We start from the raw sequence: 16,514 nt of genomic DNA, 5'->3' as shown, positions 1-16,514 counted from the left end.
GCCTCAGCCTCTGAGAGCGTACCAGGAGCGGTGCCGAACTGTGGCGCCAAGGGAAGTGAAGAGGTTCAGCGAGGCTTCATTGCTGGCTTCCACATCGACAAGGTAGGAACGGACTCCCCGCTGCGACAGCAGTGCTGCAACGGCCCGGGCCACAGACCGACCGGCTCCGCGGCGGCGCAGATCGGGATGGGTGACGAGATTCGTCAGCACACCCCATTTGCTGCGTTCGACGATCCGGGCACTGGCGACCATGGTCCGACTCCCATCCGGGTGATCAGCATAGGCGGTAACGAACTCACATGGATCCGCGGCCTCGATGAGCCCACGGAACGCCTCCTCAGAGCCTGGGTCGCGCTCACTCGTCCACGCCGCATAGTGCATGGGACTCGGCTGCTCGCTGACGTCGATCGACAGCCCCGGTGCAGCCGCGTCACCGGGATGCGCAGCCCCAGCCGCAGCCTCGGCGGTGGAACCGGCCAGCAGGAAGACCGGCTCAGACGGGGAGTAGCCCCGGGCCGAAAGCAACGGCGCCAAACCTTCGCAGGCCGGAGCCAGCGCACTGGAATCCTCACTTGAATAGATCTGGATGCAGCTGGGCTTGTCCCGCGCTGAGTACCAGGCTTCGACAGCATCGAGGCTCTGCTCCCAGTCCATTCCGGTGTCCGTCACAGGGAGGCAGCTGTTGGCTCGGCGGGTCACCGATTCGGAGCTGCGCAGCAGCCAACCCTTCTGCAGCAGTCCGATGTCGGAATCGGTCTCCGCGCTTTCGTTACGCAGATTCTCCATGTGCAGCCAGGAGATGTCCTGTGGCAGCCATGCCGCGGCCGAGATCCTGCGCAGGTCGACAGCAGAGACGATCTCATGGGTGCGACCCGATTTAGTCGGTGCCGGCGGAACCTCGTGGACGAGCATGATCTGGTCCCGGTTGATCCGGATGGGCCCCCGTTTGGTTCCGATCTCCACCGTCGACTCGTCGGCGGTGTTGACGACCCCGAGGGCATCCGAAGTCGAATGTGTATCACCGGGCTCGAGCGAATACCGCACGACCACTCTTTTGCCGGGCTGCAGATCGTCCACTTGTCGCCTTCCGCCGAAACATCTTAGAGCTCTTGCGCCCCCAGCCTAATCGAGCCTGCATCGCAGCGGCCGCAGGCGTGACGGAGGACACGAACGTGAAAGAAGGATCACGTCGACCCGATGGGACCCTGCCGAGCCGGAAGGCGTAGTCTTAGGCTGTATACGTGCAATCTCGCTGAGTCTTAATAGGAGTCGTACTCGTGACGTACATCATTGCCCAGCCTTGTGTTGATCTGAAGGACAAGGCCTGCGTCGACGAATGTCCGGTCGACTGCATCTACGAAGGTGAGCGCAGCCTTTACATCCACCCGGATGAATGCGTCGACTGCGGTGCCTGCGAACCTGTCTGCCCGGTCGAGGCGATCTTCTACGAAGATGACACTCCGGAGGAATGGTCGGAGTACTACAAGGCAAACGTCGAATTCTTCGACGAGCTCGGTTCACCCGGCGGAGCCGCGAAGCTGGGCAACACTGGCCTGGATCACCCGATCATCGCAGCCCTGCCCCTGCAGCAGCACGACTGAGCCATGTCTTCTCGCTTCGGCCTCAACCTGCCCGACTACCCTTGGGATCGACTCACCGAGTACCGCAACCGGGCCGCCCAGCACCCCGACGGGGTCTGTGACCTGTCGATCGGCACACCGGTCGATCCCACACCTCAGGTGATCCAATCCGCGCTGGCGGTCGCCGGCGATGCTCACGGCTACCCGACGACGGCGGGCACGGATGAACTGCGTGAAGCCATTGCCTGGTGGTACCAGAACTGGCATGGAGTCACACTCGACCCCGCCGCTGAGGTGCTGCCCACCATCGGTTCGAAGGAGCTGGTTGCGTGGCTGCCCACGCTGCTGGGGCTGCGTCAGGTTGGCCTGGACGTTGCCTGCCCTTCAGCGGCCTACCCGACCTACGAGATGGGTGCCACGATCGCCGGTGTCGACTGTCGTCGTCTCGACGCGGCGGATGTTGCCAACGGTGCCTCCCTCGATGGGATCGGTCTGCTGTGGATCAACACCCCCGGAAACCCGACCGGTGAAGTGCTCGACACCGATACCCTGGCCGAAGTTGTCCGTCGTACCCGTGAAGCCGGAGTCGTTCTCGCCTCCGATGAGTGTTACGGACTGCTCAACTGGGAATCCGAGTCACCGGCACCGAGCATCCTCAACGTCACCGGTGGCGATCACAGCGGTGTGCTCAGTGTGTACTCGATGTCGAAGCAGTCGAACCTCGCCGGCTACCGTGCTGCCTTCGTAACCGGAGACAGCCAGCTCATCGCCGACCTCACCAAGTCGCGCAAGCATGCGGGCATGATCGTGCCGTTCCCTATCCAGGCAGCGATGATCGCGGGCCTGCGAGACACTACTCACGTTTTCGAGCAGAAGGAACGCTACCGAGCTCGTCGGGATCTGCTGCGCAGCGGGCTCGAAGCCTACGGATTCCGTATCGATCACTCGTCCGCCGGTCTCTATCTGTGGTCGAGCGCCGGCGTCAACTGCTGGGACTCACTGTCGAAGCTGGCAGATCTGGGCATCATCGCCGGTCCCGGCGAATTCTATGGTGAGGCCGCTGCCGACCATGTGCGCGTCGCTCTGACTGCTGGTGATGAGCGTATTCGCGCCGCTGCGCAGCGGCTGCACGGCGCCGTCGGCTGAGACGCCGGATGCGACGTTCACCGGCTTAAGGCACATCTCGGGAGCATCCGAACCGGAGTCTGAGACACCGTTATATGGCCAGAGTAAGCAGGTTACCGATCAGTTCCTGTGCGGAGCTGTGATTTTCTGATTCCTACAGTTATCGGTAGTCTTTGAGGGAATTGTGCAAGACACCTCAGGAAGTTCTTGAGGTGGGTCGAGGCTGAGGAGAACATATGCCATCGGATGCGAGTCTGCAGGTCGGGGACACGGAGCTGACACTGCCCGAGGTGGCATCCTCCGCGGGCAACAACGGATATCGCATCGGCTCGCTGCTGAAAGACACCGGCGCGGTCACCTACGACCCAGGTTTCGCCAATACTGCATCAAGTTCCTCGGCCATCACCTACATCGATGGTGACGCCGGTGTTCTGCAGTACCGCGGCTATCCCATCGAGCAGCTCGCTGAGCACTCAAACTTCGTTGAGGTCAGCTACCTTCTCATCCACGGAGAGCTGCCGACCCAGGAGCAGTACGACGCATTCGACGGCCGACTGCGTGGACACACCATCGTCCACGAAGACCTGCGTCGCTTCTTCCGTGCCTTCCCCTATGATGCGCATCCGATGCCCATGGTGGCAGCGGCAGTCGCCGCTTTGTCGACTTTCTACCAAGATGACCTCGATGTCTTTGACGAGGGCCAGGTCGACACCTCGACCTTCCGCCTGCTCGCGAAGATGCCGACGATCGCGGCTCTGGCCCACCGCAAGAACATGGGCTTGCCGGTCATCCACCCATCGAACTCCCTGGGTCTGGTGGAGAACTTCCTACGCGTGAACTTCGGTGTTCCCGCGGAGGACTACGAGCCGGATCCACTGACGGTCAAAGCCATGGACCAGCTCTTCATCCTCCACGCAGACCACGAGCAGAACTGCTCGACTTCGACGGTTCGACTCGTCGGCTCCTCGCAGGCCAACCTGTTCCAGTCGATCTCCGCGGGCGTCAACGCTCTGGCCGGACCACTGCACGGCGGCGCGAACTCGGCCGTCCTGACGATGCTGGAAGAGATCGCAGCCTCCGATGACGGCCCCGAGAAGTTCATGGAACGCGTGAAGAACAAGGAAGACGGTGTTCGTCTCATGGGCTTCGGTCACCGCGTGTACAAGAACTATGATCCACGCGCGAAGATCATCAAGAAGACAGCCGATGAGGTCCTGGCCCGCTCCGGCGGTGACCCGCTGCTCGATGTGGCACAGAAGCTCGAAGAGATCGCATTGGCCGATGACTACTTCGTCGAGCGCAAGCTCTACCCGAACGTGGACTTCTACACGGGTCTGATCTACAAGGCACTCGGCTTCCCGACCAACATGTTCACAGTGCTCTTCGCCGTCGGTCGTCTGCCAGGTTGGATCGCCCAGTGGCGCGAGATGATCAACGACCCCGAGACCAAGATCGGCCGTCCGCGCCAGATCTACACGGGTGCCTATTCACGCGACTACAAGGACATGAACGACCGCTGATCGTCCCTGGCGCGGCGGTGACATCTTCTACAGTCGGCCGCGTTCCGCACTGAAGGCGTCACTTCCTACAACTGACGTCACGTCCTGCAGCTAGCAGAATACGTCTTACATGCAGCATTGCTTCCACCCGTGGCAACACGGTGAGTTGCAGCTGAGTGTAGGGCGTATTTGCATGTTTGCTTGGGCCGCACGTGTTCACAGGGTATTTCGCTGGACTGTCCTTCAGGGCCTTTCAAGGCTGTGAGACGCAGAGATACGACAAAGGGCGCGCCCACTTCCGTGGACGCGCCCTTGTGATCAGAGCTTATGCAGCGTGAGCCTCAGTGCAGGTCGGGGTTGAGCTCGATGCCCTTGGACGTGCGTGAGATTGCCTCGACGGCTCCGGTGACGGAGTTGCGGCGGAACAGGATGTTGTTCTGACCGCTGAGCTCGGAGGCCTTCACCACGGCCTCGTCCTCACCTGTAACGCTGACGCGTGTGCCGGCGGTGATGTAGAGGCCGGCTTCGACGATGCAGTCATCGCCGATGGAGATGCCCACACCGGAGTTGGCACCCAGCAGGCTGCCATTGCCGATCGAGATGCGGTGCGTGCCGCCACCGGACAGAGTGCCCATGATCGAAGCACCGCCTCCGATGTCGGAACCGTCGCCGACGACGACGCCCTGGGAGATGCGACCTTCGACCATCGCCGATCCCAGTGTGCCGGCATTGAAGTTGACGAAGCCCTCATGCATAACGGTCGTACCCGCGGCCAGGTGCGCACCCAGGCGGACACGATCAGCATCGGCGATGCGCACACCGGAGGGGATGACGAAGTCGGTCATGCGGGGGAACTTGTCAAGGCCGTAGACGGCGACGGGGCCATTGGCCAGCAGCTTCGCGCGGGTGGCTTCGAAGTCCTCCGGTGAGCAGGCACCGGCGGAGGTCCACACGATGTTCGCGAGGTGACCGAAGATGCCGTCGAGGTTGACGTCATTGGGAGCGACGACACGATGAGACAGCGCGTGCAGGCGCAGGTAGGCGTCGGCGGCCGAGGCAGGACCGGCGTCGAGATCGATCGTCGTGGTCACGACCTCGGTCCGGGTGCCTCGAGCCTCATCGGTGCCGACAAGGGCATCGAGCCCGTCGGTGTTCGCGCGAGAGGTGGCGGTCGCCTCGGCGGCGTCCGGGGTGTCTCCCGTGCTCAGGGTGGGGTACCAAGTGGTGAGGACGGTTTCGTTGTGCAGGGTGGCCAAGCCACGTGCGGAAACTATGCGTTCTGTCATGCCCCCAAGACTAGTCGGTGGCGACAGTACTAGGCTAAGCGGTATGACTGTCGATCCATCTGCTGAGACCGAATCCGTTTTCAAACCCACCGGTGACCTGGCCGATTACCTGTTCGAGGCCCTAAGCGACCCGGCCGAACTCACGGGCCGCCTGTGTGCCATCGAGTCGGTCTCCGGTGACGAGACGACGATCACCGATGCCGTCGCCGAGGTGCTGGAGCGTATCAGCGCCGGGTCCGGTCCGGATTTGGAGATCCTGCGCGACGGAGACACCATCGTGGCGCGCACCCAGTTGGGGCTCGCCGAACGTATCGTCGTCGCCGGACATTTAGACACCGTTCCCGTGGAAGATAACCTGCCGCCTCGGCGCACACACTTAGACGGCGGCGACTACACCGGGGACGAAGTCATCTGGGGCAGAGGCGCCTGCGATATGAAGGCCGGAGTTGCGATGGCATTGGTCACCGCCGCGGCATTGAAGAATCCGAACCGTGACGTCAGCTGGGTCTTCTACGACCATGAGGAGGTCGACGCCTCCCTCAACGGGCTCGGCCGGGTCTCCCGCAACCACCCCGACTGGCTGTCCGGTGACTTCGCGGTCCTCGGCGAACCCTCGAACGCGTCCGTCGAAGGCGGCTGCAACGGCACCATCAGGGTCGACGTGTCCACCACAGGCGTCCGCGCGCATTCCGCGCGCGCCTTCATGGGTGACAACGCAATCCATGCCGCAGCCGAGGTTCTGTCCCGCCTGGCAGTGCACGAGACCGGGACCGTGAACGTCGACGGACTCGACTACCGTGAATCCCTGTCCGCCGTGTCGATCTCCGGGGGAGTGGCGGGCAACGTCGTCCCCGACACCTGCACCGTCGCCGTGAACTACCGTTTTGCCCCCAGCAAGTCCGCAGGAGAAGCAGAAGGTTTCCTCCGCGAGTTCTTCACCGGTTTCGACGTCGTCGTCACGGACGCAGCAGAAGGTGCCCGGCCCGGCCTCGACCGTCCAATTGCTCAGGACTTCATCGATACGCTCGGCCTCTCACCTGCCCCGAAGCTGGGCTGGACCGATGTTTCGCGGTTCAGTGCGCTGGGAGTTCCTGCTGTGAACTTCGGGCCAGGCAACCCCCTGTACGCCCACAAGTCAGATGAACACGTCGCCGTCACAGAGGTTGCAGCGGCCAGTCAGACGCTGCGCGACTACCTCGAAGGTCGTTGAGACCGATGAGTGAACACGATTCAGCAGCCGCGCACTCGGCCGCAGCGGGGGCAGAAAGCGGTGCAGGCTCACCCGATTCAAGCTTCTACAGCAAGGGGCCCCTGCGTCTGCGCCGCTCTCAGGTACCGGAGACGACCGCCGATCAGAGCCTGCTGGATTCCCGTGGCCCCTCCGATTGGACTCATGAGGACCCTTGGAGGGTGCTGCGGATCCAGGGGGAGTTCGTCGAGGGCTTCGACTCGCTGGCGAATATCGGACCGGCTGTGTCGATCTTCGGCTCGGCCCGCCTGAACCCCCAGACGCAGGCGTATCAGGATGCTCGCGAGATCTCGCGGCGCATCGCCGCAGGCGGCAACGCGATCATCACCGGTGGCGGACCAGGCATCATGGAGGCCGGCAATCTGGGCGCCAGGGAGGCAGGGGGGGTCTCGATCGGACTCGGTATCGAGCTGCCGTTCGAATCCGGGCTCAACGATCACGTCGAACTCGGCGTGAACTTTCGCTATTTCTTCGTCCGGAAGACGATGTTCCTCAAATACTCACGCGGCTTCGTGGTCATGCCAGGAGGCTTCGGCACTCTCGACGAACTCTTCGAAGCCTTCACAATGGTCCAGACCGGGAAGGTAACCTCCTTCCCGATCGTTCTCTTCGGCATCGACTACTGGCAGGGCCTCGTCGACTGGATGTCGGCGACCCTTGTGGCCGAAGGCACCATCAGCGACCGCGATATGTACCTGTTCACCCTCACAGACGACATCGATGAAGTCGTCGACATCATCGGCACTGCAATCGATAGAGAAGAACTGTGAAGGATGCAGCGGAACCGAGCACCCTCCTCGGCGGCTTCGAATTGGCACAGGCCCGGCCCGGCAATCCCGCCATCATGGCCGTGATCAACCGGACAACGGACTCGTTCTACGAATCCGCGTCCACCGCCGGGGAGGCCATCGACGCTGTTGCCGCCGCTGTGCAGGAAGGCGCGCACATCGTCGATATCGGAGGGGTGCGCGCCGGTCGTGGCAGGGAGATCTCCGTCGCCGAGGAGATCGACCGGGTCTGTCCCGTCATCGAAGCCGTCGCACACAGCCACCCCGACGTGCTCATCAGCGTCGACACCTGGCGACATGAGGTCGCCCAAGCTGCCTGCGCCGCGGGCGCAGGACTGCTCAACGACACCTGGGCAGGGGTCGACCCCGAACTAGCCTCCGTGGCGGCGAAGAACGAAGTGGGCCTCGTCTGCTCACATACGGGCGGCCTGTCACCACGGACTGATGCCCATCGCAACCGGTACGGCTTGAGCGCCGGGGAGGTCGTCGACCGGACCCTGGAAGGCGTGCTCGGACTGGCCGAGGCGGCACTGACGGCCGGTGTCGCGGCCGAGAAGATCATCATCGATCCGACACCAGATTTCGGGAAGAACACGTACCAGTCGCTGCGGGTGCTGCGTGAACTGGGCCGCTTCACCGAAACCCGGTTCCGGGTGCTGCTGGCCATCTCGCGCAAGGACTTCGTCGGCGAAGCCATCGGCGACGTGGAACCGGCACAGCGTCTCAACGGAACCATCGCGGCCACCGCGCTGACCGTGGCCAAGGGTGCCGCAATGATCCGCACCCACGACGTCCGCGCCACTGCAGACGCCATCGACGTGACCTTGGCGATGACTGGAGATGCCCTGCCCAAACACACCGTGCGCGGCCTGCGCTGAGCAGGTGAGCCCACTGTGAGAAACTAGCATCATGCCATTGTGGATTGTGATCGGAGTGGCCGCGGCGATCTTCGTACTCGTGATCGTGCTGGCGGCAACATTCAACGTCTTCTCCGCCGAATCCGCCGAGGAGACCGAGGCAGCGTGGGACCCCCTGCCTCCTGACTTCAACCCCGAGGATCTCGACGAACTGACGTTCCGGCCCGCCCTGCGCGGCTACCGGATGGAGGACGTCGACGCCGCGGTGAGAGTCCTGCGAACCCGCATCCATGAGTTGGAAGCCGCACGCGGGCAGCAATGAGCAGAGCCCACGACCTCCCCGGAATCACCCTCGCACCCGAAGTCTTCAACTCCTCCCGTCTGTCCCGGTTAGGCACCCTGTTCCTCGCCTTGCCCGTGTGGGTTCAGGCCATCGCCGTCTACTTCGTCTCACGTGTTGTGAGCATCTCGATCTTCGCCGCTGTCCTCAAACGTCAGGACCCGGCGAACTGGTCCTCGAGCCCGGTTACGACGACTCTCAACGACTTCCTCAACTTCTGGGACGGCGGTTGGTACGGACGGGTCGCCGAGGAGGGCTACCCGGGCATCCTGCCCGTCGATGACGCGGGCACGGTGACGGAGAACCAGTGGGCCTTCTACCCGCTGCATCCGGAGATCGTCGACTATATCTCCACGTTCACCGGCCTGAGCTATGAGGTGATCTCGCCGATCGTCTCGACGCTCGCGGCCGGACTCGCCGCCATCGTCATCCTCGTTCTGTTTCGCAGATACACTGATCCCGGGCAGGCTCTGACGGGGCTGGCCTTCGTCATGTTCTTTCCCCCGGCGGCCATATTCTCCACCGGGTATGCGGAGTCCCTGACGCTTCTGCTGCAGGCCACCGCGCTACTCCTGATCGTCGAACGCCGCTACCTGAGCGCGATCCCCGTCGTGTTCCTCATGGATCTGTCACGGCCCATCGGCGTCGCCTTCGCGTTCTTCATGCTGCTGCACCTCATCGACCGGTTCGCTCACCGCAGGCAGGATTCCTATCCCATCGCCGAGGTGGTCCGATCCTGGACCTTGGGTGTGCTCTCGTGTGTCGCGGCCCTGGTTCACCCCGTTCACGCGTGGTTGGTGACGGGGTCGATGACCGCGTATACGGATACCGAGGCGGCATGGCACACGGGGGAGTCGACCTATCTGGTGCAGTGGCTGGCTCAGGCCAATAACCTCATCGGTCCGCTGGGCCCGGTGCTCCTCTTCGTCGTCATTGCAGGAATGCTGGCACTGATCTTCTCGCCGGCAGGGGCGAAGATGGGCAGAACCCTGCAGTACTTCTGCCTGGCCTACGGCGTCTACCTGCTCATCTTCTTCACTCCTCAGACCTCGACCCTGCGTCTTCTGCTGCCGCTGTTTCCGATGGCGCTCACCCTGTCTCTGGTCCGCTCTCGCGGGTACAGAGCGGCAGTCCTGTGCGCGTTCATTCTGCTTCAGATCGTGTGGGTCGCCTACCTCTGGCACTTCACTCCACCAGCGGATCTGCCGCCCTGACAGCCAGTCCTAATGTCAGTTTTCGGTCGGGTTACCCGTCGATGACCGGATCATGGAATAATCGTAGGTATTACATTCGGTCCATCGAGCGTGAACCGTCTTTGCATAATCAACGGAAGGAAGAGCCCACATGGCAGCCCAGAAACCCCGCACCGGCGACGGACCTCTGGAAGTGACCAAAGAAGGTCGAGACATGGTGATGCGACTTCCAGTCGAGGGCGGAGGCCGCCTGGTGATCGAGCTCAGCAGAGACGAGGCCACGGACCTGCGTGACACCCTGGCTGAGACCTTGGGCCAGTGACCAGGACAGCACTTTTCCTCAGCTGAGCACAGAGCTCAGCGAAACGAACAGCAGAGACTTCGCAGAGTCTCTGCTGTTTTGGCATTCAGCGTCGGGTCTTCTGCACCATCAGCAGGCCCTGGCCGATTGGCAGCAGGACGTGTTCGAGTCGTTCCTGGTCTGCTAGGCGGTTGAGAAGTCCACGTGCTGCCTGTGTCCGCGGCGAGCGGTCGACAGGGTCGGCCACGCCGCCTTTGAGCAGCGTCTGGTGGATGACGAGGAGCCCGTGGGCGTCAAGCAGACGCAATGAAGGTTCGATCATGCGTTCGAGGTTCGTCGGTTCCGAGTCGAGGAACACCATGTCATAGGCACCCGGCGCCAGACGTTGGAGGACGTCTTCGGCCCGTCCACTCATCAGGCGCAGTCGGCTGTGCCGGATCCCTGCCATGTCGATGAGGTCCCGGGCAGCCGCCTGAGCAGTGGAGTTCGTGTCGATCGATGTCAGGATCCCTGAGCTGGGCATTCCGCGCAGCAGAGCCAGCGTGGAGGTGCCGGCGCCCGTGCCGACTTCGACAGCCGCGACCGGGGTGAGCAGCCGCGCCAGCAGGGTCAGCGTCGACGCTGTCGTCTGCGACACCGGAGCCAGGCCGTTCTCGTGAGAGAGCGCCCGTGCGGCGTCCAGAAGCGGGTCGGGCCCGTTGTACTGTTCGGAGAAGGTGAGATCACCTGAATTCTCGCGTGACAATCGACCCTCGCTTTCGGCTGACATTTGGTTCCAAGTCTAACTGCTTCCGGGGTCGATGCCGTGGGTCCGCCACAGCTCCTCGAGATCATCGACATCGACGAAGGCTGACCTGCTCACCTTCTCGTGCGTGTGAGGGATGCCCTCGTCGTCCCAGTGTTCGCGGGCGGTGGGCAAGAGCGCCTCCGGCAGCACTCCCGCAGCATTGACGACCCTCCACCAGCTGACATTGGAGCCGAACTCCTTCATCACTCGTCCGACATAGCGCGGGGAGCAGCCGGCGACCAGACCGACGGTGCCGTAGTTGACCACATGGCACTCAGGCACGAGTTCGACGATGCGCAGCACACGCTCCACAACCACCTCGTCCATGCTCGGAAATCCCTCCTGTGGCGTGTGAGCAATCCTGTATTGACCGTGAGTCGAGCATACTGCGGTCCACGGTAGACTTGTGCCCATGTTGGGTATCAACGGCACCGAGATGTTGATCCTGGTGGTAGTGGCTCTTGTCGTCATCGGGCCCAAACGCCTGCCCGAATACGCGCAGAAGCTGCGTGAGCTGGTGCGCCAGATGCGTCGCATGGCCGAAGGCGCGAAGGACAGCGTGCGCCGCGACTTCGGGGATGACTTCAATGATGTCGATTGGCAGAAGTTGGATCCTCGTCAGTATGATCCGCGCCGCATCGTGCGGGAGGCTCTTGTCGAAGAGGATTCAGCCATCCGGGAGTCCAAACGTCGGGAGCAGTCGACGGTGGCGAGCGAGAAGCCGGCTCAGGAGATCGAGGCCGGTTCCGAAGGCTCCACCGACACTGCGGGGTCCGGTGCTGGCGAGTCCCGAGCGCAGCCTTTGTCACCCATCGAACGTTTCCAGGCGCAGTCGGTCATGCGTGATCGCTCAGTCGCCGCGCCCTTCGATACCGAGGCCACCTGAGCCACGCTGGTCTGCATCGGGTTGAACTGAGTTTCCCAATCAGTTTTTGTGCACCGCAGGGTGTTCGGGGTTCGAGCACAGTTCGTTTGCGTAGCCGCGGCAGAAGTAGGAACCGCCCTTTTCGAACCCGATCCCTGCGAAGAGCTGACTGATGGTGACCGGATAGAGGCCTTTGTCCCTCACGGTTGCGAAGACACCGGGTGCGGCATCCACCGTCGTCGGATGGATCGAGTGCATGAGGACGATCGAGCCCGGCCCGGCATCGGCTCCGACCTCGGAAACCGTGCGTTCTGCGTCCTTGTGCTGCCAATCACCGGTGTCAACGTCCCAGATGATCGCCGGCCGGCCGAGAGCGGACGCGGCCGATCTGTCGAGCGCGCCGAAGGGTGGACGCACCAACTTTGGCGCCTTCGACGTTGCTGCTTCAATCGCCCTGTCGGTTCTCTTGACTTCCTTCTTAACCTTGGCGTCGCTCGATTTGTTGAGTCGTGGATGGGAGAACGTGTGGTTGGCGACCTCATGCCCGGCAGCAGAGATCCTCTTCACTGTGGCAGGGTCGGCGGCCACCCTCTTGCCGACGAGGAAATAGGTGATCCGGACCTTCGCCGTGGCTGCTTCTCTGAGCAGCCTGTCTTCGATTTCGGGCTTCCCCGGGCCGTCGTCATAGGTCAGTGCAGCACAGGGCAGCAACGTGCAGGAGAAGTCGGGATCACGCTCGTCGGTGCCGTCGGGCAGAGTGAGCGGGAGATAGAGAGAATCGATGACTCGTATTCCCAGCGAAGTCAGATCGGTTGAGGTGGGAACTTTACCGCCGACGGTCAGGTTTCCGGATTCGTCCGCAGCAACCTCGGCGGGGTCGATCTTCGAGGTGAACATGTCCTGGACATGCACCGTAGTGTCGTGCACCAGGTCGGTGAGCACTGCCCAGGTCTTCTCGGTGGGGGAATGCGTTGTCAGCGAGGAGATGAGGAAGTCCCCACCGGCTGCGATAATACGGTTGCTGACCTCCACGTCCGTGGACGCGTTGTGGTTGTGACCGCTGTCGGAGGCCTTCGCCGAGGTGGCTGTGCCCGGAACGAATGACGTGGAGGCCCAGCGGTGGGCCGGTGCTGTCGCCACAGGGGAGTAGGCCCGGTGAGTGTGGAAGCCTCCTGCGGACCTGATGGCCTGCAGAAGAGTCTTCTCGGTAGCCGAACTCAGGGAGTCGGCGCCGGGCAGACCGAAGAGATGGATGTTCGTCTTCGGATCACGCTTGGCATCGACGATCGCATAGCTGCGGATGTTCTGCCTCAGAACCTGAAGATTCGCCTCTGCCGTGTCCGCGTTGTGCTTGCCTGTTGCAGGGTCGGTGCGATGCTGCCCGCTGCGAGTGGGGTTGTCGCGGGTGGGACCGGAGACGACACATCCGGCAATGAGAGTCAGCGCTGCGCAGGTCGCGAGGAGCGCGAGGATGCGTCGCAGCTGCGTGCGATGGATGATCACGCCATGATCAGACGGGGCTGAGCCCGAGAGACTTGCCCGACAAGCCGCGTGAGCGATGCGCCAGAGTCGAGGCCAGCGAAGCGAATTCGCGCGCCGCGGGTGAGTCTGGCTGTCCCAACACAACGGGGGTTCCATCGTCTGAACCCTCGCGGACCTGTGTGTCGAGTGGCACCTGAGCCAGCAGCTCAACCTGTGAACCGATGGTCTCGGACAGATTCGCGGCCACCTGAGCACCGCCGCCGGAGCCGAAGACATCCATGCGGGTGCCATCGGGCATCTCCATCCAGGACATGTTCTCAATCACCCCGGCCAGTCGCTGATCGGTCTGTGTGGAGATCGACCCTGCCCGTTCGGCGACCTGCGCGGCAGCCTGCTGCGGCGTTGTGACGACGAGGAGCTCGGAGCCCGGAAGCAGTTGGGCCACGGAGATCGCGATGTCACCGGTGCCCGGAGGCAGGTCAAGGAGGAGCACGTCCAGGTCGCCCCAGAAGACATCGGTGAGGAATTGCTGCAGGGCCCGGTGAAGCATCGGCCCGCGCCAGACGACGGCCTGGTTGGGCGGGACGAACATGCCGATGCTCATGACCTTCACACCATGGGCGATCTGCGGGATGATCATGTCATCGACTCGGGTCGGCTTTCCGGACAGGCCGAGCATGGAAGGGATCGAGAAACCGTAGATGTCGGCGTCGACGACGCCCACGCGCAGGCCCTTCTGGGCCAAGGACACAGCGAGATTCGCGGTGATCGAGGATTTGCCCACACCGCCCTTGCCGGAGGCGACGGCGTAGACCTTCGTCAGGGAGTCGGGCCGGTTGAACGGGATCTCACGGCTCGTGCCGGGACCTTGGAGCTTCTCCCGCATCGCGGTGCGCTGCTCGGGGGTCATCGTGCCTAAGATCACGGACACCTCGGTGACACCCTCGACCTTAGTCACCGCGGCTGTGGTGTCCTTAGTGATCGTGTCCTTGAGCGGACAGCCGGAGATGGTGAGAAGAACGGTGACGGTGACCTTGCCGCCGTCGATGCTGATGGAATCGACCATGTCGAGTTCGACGATGCTGCGGCGGATCTCCGGGTCGATGACCCCTGTCAGGGCTTCGCGAACGGAGTCCTCGGATGGCCCAGTCATGTGCTCACGTCCTTTCTCTTCCCGATCAATATTCCCGGGGCCTTCAGCCTACCTGCTCGCCATCGGACCGGTCACTTCGCCCGGGGTCGCTGACAGGTCCCTTCGTCTCCTCCTCAAGTTCCTTCAGGAGGTCCTTGAGTTCGGAGCGGATGAAGTCGCGAGTTGCGACCTCACGCATGGCGATGCGCAGGGCGGCGACCTCACGAGCGAGGTATTCCGTGTCGGCGAGGTTGCGTTCGGCTCGCTGCCTGTCATGTTCGAACTCGACACGGTCACGGTCGGTGCTGCGATTCTCCGCCAACAGGATCAGCGGCGCGGCATAGGAGGCCTGCAGCGACAGGATCAGCGTCAGAAGTGTGAAGTTCAATGAGCGGGGATCGAACTGCCAGGCCTCGGGGAGGAGAGTGTTCCAAACCAGCCAGACGGCGCAGAACACGGTCATTCCCACGAGGAAGGCCGGAGTGCCCATGAACCGGGCGAAGCCTTCGGCGCCACGGCCGAATGTCTCCGGTGACATTGCAATGTTGGGGAGTCGGCGTTTGCTTGAACGGGGAACGTCGAAATCGTCAACGGCCACTGTTATCCCCTCCTGTGATCATCACGACCGGTGCGCCAGTCATCGGGAAGCAGCTCATCGAGGACGTCGTCGACGGTGACCACACCGATGAGGTGATCGTTGTCGTCGGTGATCGGCACCGACACCAGATTGTACGCCGCCAACAGTTTGGTGACCTCGCCCAGCGGCGAGTCCGGCGGCAGCGCCTCGACCTCGGTGTCGAGCATGATGCCGACAGCTTCGTGCGGAGGATGGCGCAGCATCTCCTGAATGTGGACGATGCCCAGATACTTGCCCGTCGGGGTCTCGATGGGCTGACGGCAGACGAAGACCGCCGCCGCCAGTGCTGCGGGAAGGTCCTCGCGTCGGACATGGGCCAGCGCCTCGGCGACGGTGGTCTCCGGCGTCAGGATGACCGGCTCTGTGGTCATCAGGCCACCGGCGGTGTCATCGTCATAGGACAGCAGGGTGCGCACATCCTCGGCTTCGTCGGGTTCCATCAGGGCGAGGAACCGTTCGGCCTGCTCATCGCTGAGCTCGCCGAGGAGGTCGGCAGCGTCATCGGGTTCCATCTCCTCAAGGACGGTCACCGCACGCTGGGTGTCGAGGGCGGACAGAAGTTCAACCTGCGTCTCATCCGGCAGCTCCTCGATGACGTCGGCCAAACGTTCGTCATCGAGGGCTCGTGCGACCTGAAGCCGACGTTCGGGTTTCATCTCAAACAGCACGTCGGCGAGGTCGGCAGGCTTCGTATCCTGGTAGGCCGCAATGAGCTGTGTGGCCTCCTGATCGACGTTGTAATCGGTAGGGTGCTCGGTGTCCGTCCAGTCGATCTGCATCGTCTCACCGCGTCTGCGGAATGCGGAAAAGGCGCTGCGCTCTTGGACTCTGCGTACGAAGAGCCGCGTCACCTCCCAGTCCTTGTTCACCTGCTGTTCGATGCCGACGTCTTCGATCTGGATTGGGGAGTTGTCCTCACGCAATCGCAGTCGACGGTCGAGGAGGTCGTTGACGACCAAGGTCTCCGAACGGCGCTGTTCGAAGCGGCGCATATTCACCAGCCCGGTGGTGATGACCTGACCGGAATCGATCGACGTCACCCGACCCATCGGCACGAAGACGCGTCGCCGACCCGGAACTTCGACGACGAGACCGATGACGCGGGGAAACTGGCGCATGGTGGCCCGGTAGACGATGACGGCGTCTCGAACGCGTCCGACCTGATCCCCGAGAGGGTCGAAGACGGGGACGGCGATGAGGCGCGCGACGAAGACTCTTTTCGGTGGACCACTCATGGTCTTAAGCCTACGGGGTCATCGCAGCAGTGTGCGCGAAACGCGCCTGGGCCACTGGCCGTGAGCAGGTTCCACGGACGCATCATCTCCCGTTCATCACACGGTCGTGCCTGCGCCATTCAGGATTCTCTCAGCTTCCCTAAGGTCTTTTCTCGGCA

General features: G+C 62.8%; 18 protein-coding genes. 10 read left to right on the top strand and 8 right to left on the bottom strand.

Features of this window, described 5'->3' with window-relative positions; all coding sequences use genetic code 11:
* Positions 1 to 3 precede the first annotated feature (3 nt).
* Positions 4 to 1,077 carry an N-acetyltransferase gene (locus BSP239C_RS10390; RefSeq protein ID WP_101572535.1) on the bottom strand — a complete coding sequence of 358 codons (1,074 nt, stop codon included), beginning with the start codon at positions 1,075 to 1,077 and terminating at the stop codon, positions 4 to 6.
* A 200-nt stretch (positions 1,078 to 1,277) separates the two neighbouring features.
* On the opposite strand from BSP239C_RS10390, the gene fdxA reads away from it, so the two are divergent.
* From fdxA to BSP239C_RS10375, 3 genes are all read left to right on the top strand, one after another.
* Positions 1,278 to 1,601: a ferredoxin gene (gene fdxA / locus BSP239C_RS10385; RefSeq protein WP_101572533.1), complete on the top strand. Its 324-nt coding sequence runs from the start codon at positions 1,278 to 1,280 to the stop codon at positions 1,599 to 1,601.
* 3 nt (positions 1,602 to 1,604) lie between these two features.
* Complete coding sequence (dapC, locus tag BSP239C_RS10380; protein ID WP_101572531.1) at positions 1,605 to 2,726, top strand: succinyldiaminopimelate transaminase; 1,122 nt, start codon at positions 1,605 to 1,607, stop codon at positions 2,724 to 2,726.
* Between the two features lie 215 nt (positions 2,727 to 2,941).
* Positions 2,942 to 4,225, top strand: coding sequence for a citrate synthase (locus BSP239C_RS10375; protein ID WP_101572529.1), 1,284 nt, complete (start codon positions 2,942 to 2,944; stop codon positions 4,223 to 4,225).
* Positions 4,226 to 4,545: 320 nt separating this feature from the next.
* On the opposite strand, the gene dapD is transcribed toward BSP239C_RS10375, so the two are convergent.
* Complete coding sequence (dapD, locus tag BSP239C_RS10370; protein ID WP_101572527.1) at positions 4,546 to 5,490, bottom strand: 2,3,4,5-tetrahydropyridine-2,6-dicarboxylate N-succinyltransferase; 945 nt, start codon at positions 5,488 to 5,490, stop codon at positions 4,546 to 4,548.
* Positions 5,491 to 5,533: 43 nt separating this feature from the next.
* Here dapD and dapE point away from each other — a divergent pair, with 43 nt between their 5' ends.
* From dapE to BSP239C_RS10340, 6 genes are all read left to right on the top strand, one after another.
* Positions 5,534 to 6,700 carry a succinyl-diaminopimelate desuccinylase gene (gene dapE / locus BSP239C_RS10365; RefSeq protein WP_101572524.1) on the top strand — a complete coding sequence of 389 codons (1,167 nt, stop codon included), beginning with the start codon at positions 5,534 to 5,536 and terminating at the stop codon, positions 6,698 to 6,700.
* Positions 6,701 to 6,705: 5 nt separating this feature from the next.
* Positions 6,706 to 7,509 carry a TIGR00730 family Rossman fold protein gene (locus tag BSP239C_RS10360; RefSeq protein ID WP_101572522.1) on the top strand — a complete coding sequence of 268 codons (804 nt, stop codon included), beginning with the start codon at positions 6,706 to 6,708 and terminating at the stop codon, positions 7,507 to 7,509.
* Positions 7,506 to 8,405 (top strand): dihydropteroate synthase, encoded by a 900-nt coding sequence (gene folP, locus BSP239C_RS10355; RefSeq protein ID WP_205683597.1) that lies wholly within the window; start codon positions 7,506 to 7,508, stop codon positions 8,403 to 8,405. Before BSP239C_RS10360 ends, folP begins: the two co-directional genes overlap by 4 nt.
* Before the next feature lie 31 nt (positions 8,406 to 8,436).
* A complete protein-coding gene (locus BSP239C_RS10350) occupies positions 8,437 to 8,706 on the top strand; it encodes a DivIVA domain-containing protein (protein ID WP_101572520.1) in 270 nt (89 codons plus the stop codon).
* Entirely contained in the window at positions 8,703 to 9,938 is a 1,236-nt protein-coding gene (locus BSP239C_RS10345) for a hypothetical protein (protein ID WP_101572518.1), read from the top strand. The genes BSP239C_RS10350 and BSP239C_RS10345 overlap by 4 nt, the downstream gene beginning before the upstream one ends.
* Before the next feature lie 130 nt (positions 9,939 to 10,068).
* Positions 10,069 to 10,239, top strand: a complete 171-nt coding sequence (locus BSP239C_RS10340; RefSeq protein WP_101572516.1) for a DUF3117 domain-containing protein — start codon at positions 10,069 to 10,071, stop codon at positions 10,237 to 10,239.
* An 85-nt stretch (positions 10,240 to 10,324) separates the two neighbouring features.
* Here the strand turns inward: BSP239C_RS10340 and BSP239C_RS10335 are convergent, their stop codons facing one another.
* The gene (locus tag BSP239C_RS10335) at positions 10,325 to 10,987 is read right to left on the bottom strand and encodes an O-methyltransferase (RefSeq protein WP_226831081.1); all 663 of its coding nucleotides are present in this window, start codon (positions 10,985 to 10,987) and stop codon (positions 10,325 to 10,327) included.
* Between the two features lie 12 nt (positions 10,988 to 10,999).
* A complete protein-coding gene (locus BSP239C_RS10330) occupies positions 11,000 to 11,332 on the bottom strand; it encodes an MGMT family protein (protein ID WP_101572514.1) in 333 nt (110 codons plus the stop codon).
* An 85-nt stretch (positions 11,333 to 11,417) separates the two neighbouring features.
* On the opposite strand from BSP239C_RS10330, the gene BSP239C_RS10325 reads away from it, so the two are divergent.
* Positions 11,418 to 11,891, top strand: a complete 474-nt coding sequence (locus tag BSP239C_RS10325) for a twin-arginine translocase TatA/TatE family subunit (RefSeq protein ID WP_101572512.1) — start codon at positions 11,418 to 11,420, stop codon at positions 11,889 to 11,891.
* Positions 11,892 to 11,930: 39 nt separating this feature from the next.
* On the opposite strand, the gene BSP239C_RS10320 is transcribed toward BSP239C_RS10325, so the two are convergent.
* From BSP239C_RS10320 to BSP239C_RS10305, 4 genes are read right to left on the bottom strand one after another with little or no spacing between them, the layout of a single operon-like run.
* The gene (locus BSP239C_RS10320) at positions 11,931 to 13,373 is read right to left on the bottom strand and encodes a polysaccharide deacetylase family protein (protein WP_101572510.1); all 1,443 of its coding nucleotides are present in this window, start codon (positions 13,371 to 13,373) and stop codon (positions 11,931 to 11,933) included.
* A gap of 7 nt (positions 13,374 to 13,380) precedes the next feature.
* Positions 13,381 to 14,505: an Mrp/NBP35 family ATP-binding protein gene (locus BSP239C_RS10315; RefSeq protein WP_101572508.1), complete on the bottom strand. Its 1,125-nt coding sequence runs from the start codon at positions 14,503 to 14,505 to the stop codon at positions 13,381 to 13,383.
* 43 nt (positions 14,506 to 14,548) lie between these two features.
* A complete protein-coding gene (locus BSP239C_RS10310) occupies positions 14,549 to 15,082 on the bottom strand; it encodes a DUF1003 domain-containing protein (protein ID WP_101572507.1) in 534 nt (177 codons plus the stop codon).
* A gap of 2 nt (positions 15,083 to 15,084) precedes the next feature.
* On the bottom strand, positions 15,085 to 16,356 hold the full coding sequence (locus tag BSP239C_RS10305) for a magnesium transporter MgtE N-terminal domain-containing protein (protein WP_101572505.1): 1,272 nt from the start codon (positions 16,354 to 16,356) through the stop codon (positions 15,085 to 15,087).
* Positions 16,357 to 16,514 lie beyond the last annotated feature (158 nt).

The sequence above is a fragment of the Brevibacterium sp. 239c genome, from assembly GCF_900169365.1.
GTDB lineage: Bacteria > Actinomycetota > Actinomycetes > Actinomycetales > Brevibacteriaceae > Brevibacterium.
The sequence above is the reverse complement of the archived record's forward strand: the minus strand, read 5'-3'. Positions and strand labels throughout refer to the sequence as shown.

Coding starts and splice junctions, on each gene's coding strand:
- dapC (WP_101572531.1), top strand. CDS start 1,605: ATGTCTTCTCGCTTCGGCCTCAACCTGCCCGACTACCCTTGGGATCGA.
- BSP239C_RS10375 (WP_101572529.1), top strand. CDS start 2,942: ATGCCATCGGATGCGAGTCTGCAGGTCGGGGACACGGAGCTGACACTG.
- dapD (WP_101572527.1), bottom strand. CDS start 5,490: ATGACAGAACGCATAGTTTCCGCACGTGGCTTGGCCACCCTGCACAAC.
- dapE (WP_101572524.1), top strand. CDS start 5,534: ATGACTGTCGATCCATCTGCTGAGACCGAATCCGTTTTCAAACCCACC.
- BSP239C_RS10360 (WP_101572522.1), top strand. CDS start 6,706: ATGAGTGAACACGATTCAGCAGCCGCGCACTCGGCCGCAGCGGGGGCA.
- BSP239C_RS10350 (WP_101572520.1), top strand. CDS start 8,437: ATGCCATTGTGGATTGTGATCGGAGTGGCCGCGGCGATCTTCGTACTC.
- BSP239C_RS10345 (WP_101572518.1), top strand. CDS start 8,703: ATGAGCAGAGCCCACGACCTCCCCGGAATCACCCTCGCACCCGAAGTC.
- BSP239C_RS10340 (WP_101572516.1), top strand. CDS start 10,069: ATGGCAGCCCAGAAACCCCGCACCGGCGACGGACCTCTGGAAGTGACC.
- BSP239C_RS10335 (WP_226831081.1), bottom strand. CDS start 10,987: ATGTCAGCCGAAAGCGAGGGTCGATTGTCACGCGAGAATTCAGGTGAT.
- BSP239C_RS10330 (WP_101572514.1), bottom strand. CDS start 11,332: ATGGACGAGGTGGTTGTGGAGCGTGTGCTGCGCATCGTCGAACTCGTG.
- BSP239C_RS10325 (WP_101572512.1), top strand. CDS start 11,418: ATGTTGGGTATCAACGGCACCGAGATGTTGATCCTGGTGGTAGTGGCT.
- BSP239C_RS10315 (WP_101572508.1), bottom strand. CDS start 14,505: ATGACTGGGCCATCCGAGGACTCCGTTCGCGAAGCCCTGACAGGGGTC.
- BSP239C_RS10305 (WP_101572505.1), bottom strand. CDS start 16,356: ATGAGTGGTCCACCGAAAAGAGTCTTCGTCGCGCGCCTCATCGCCGTC.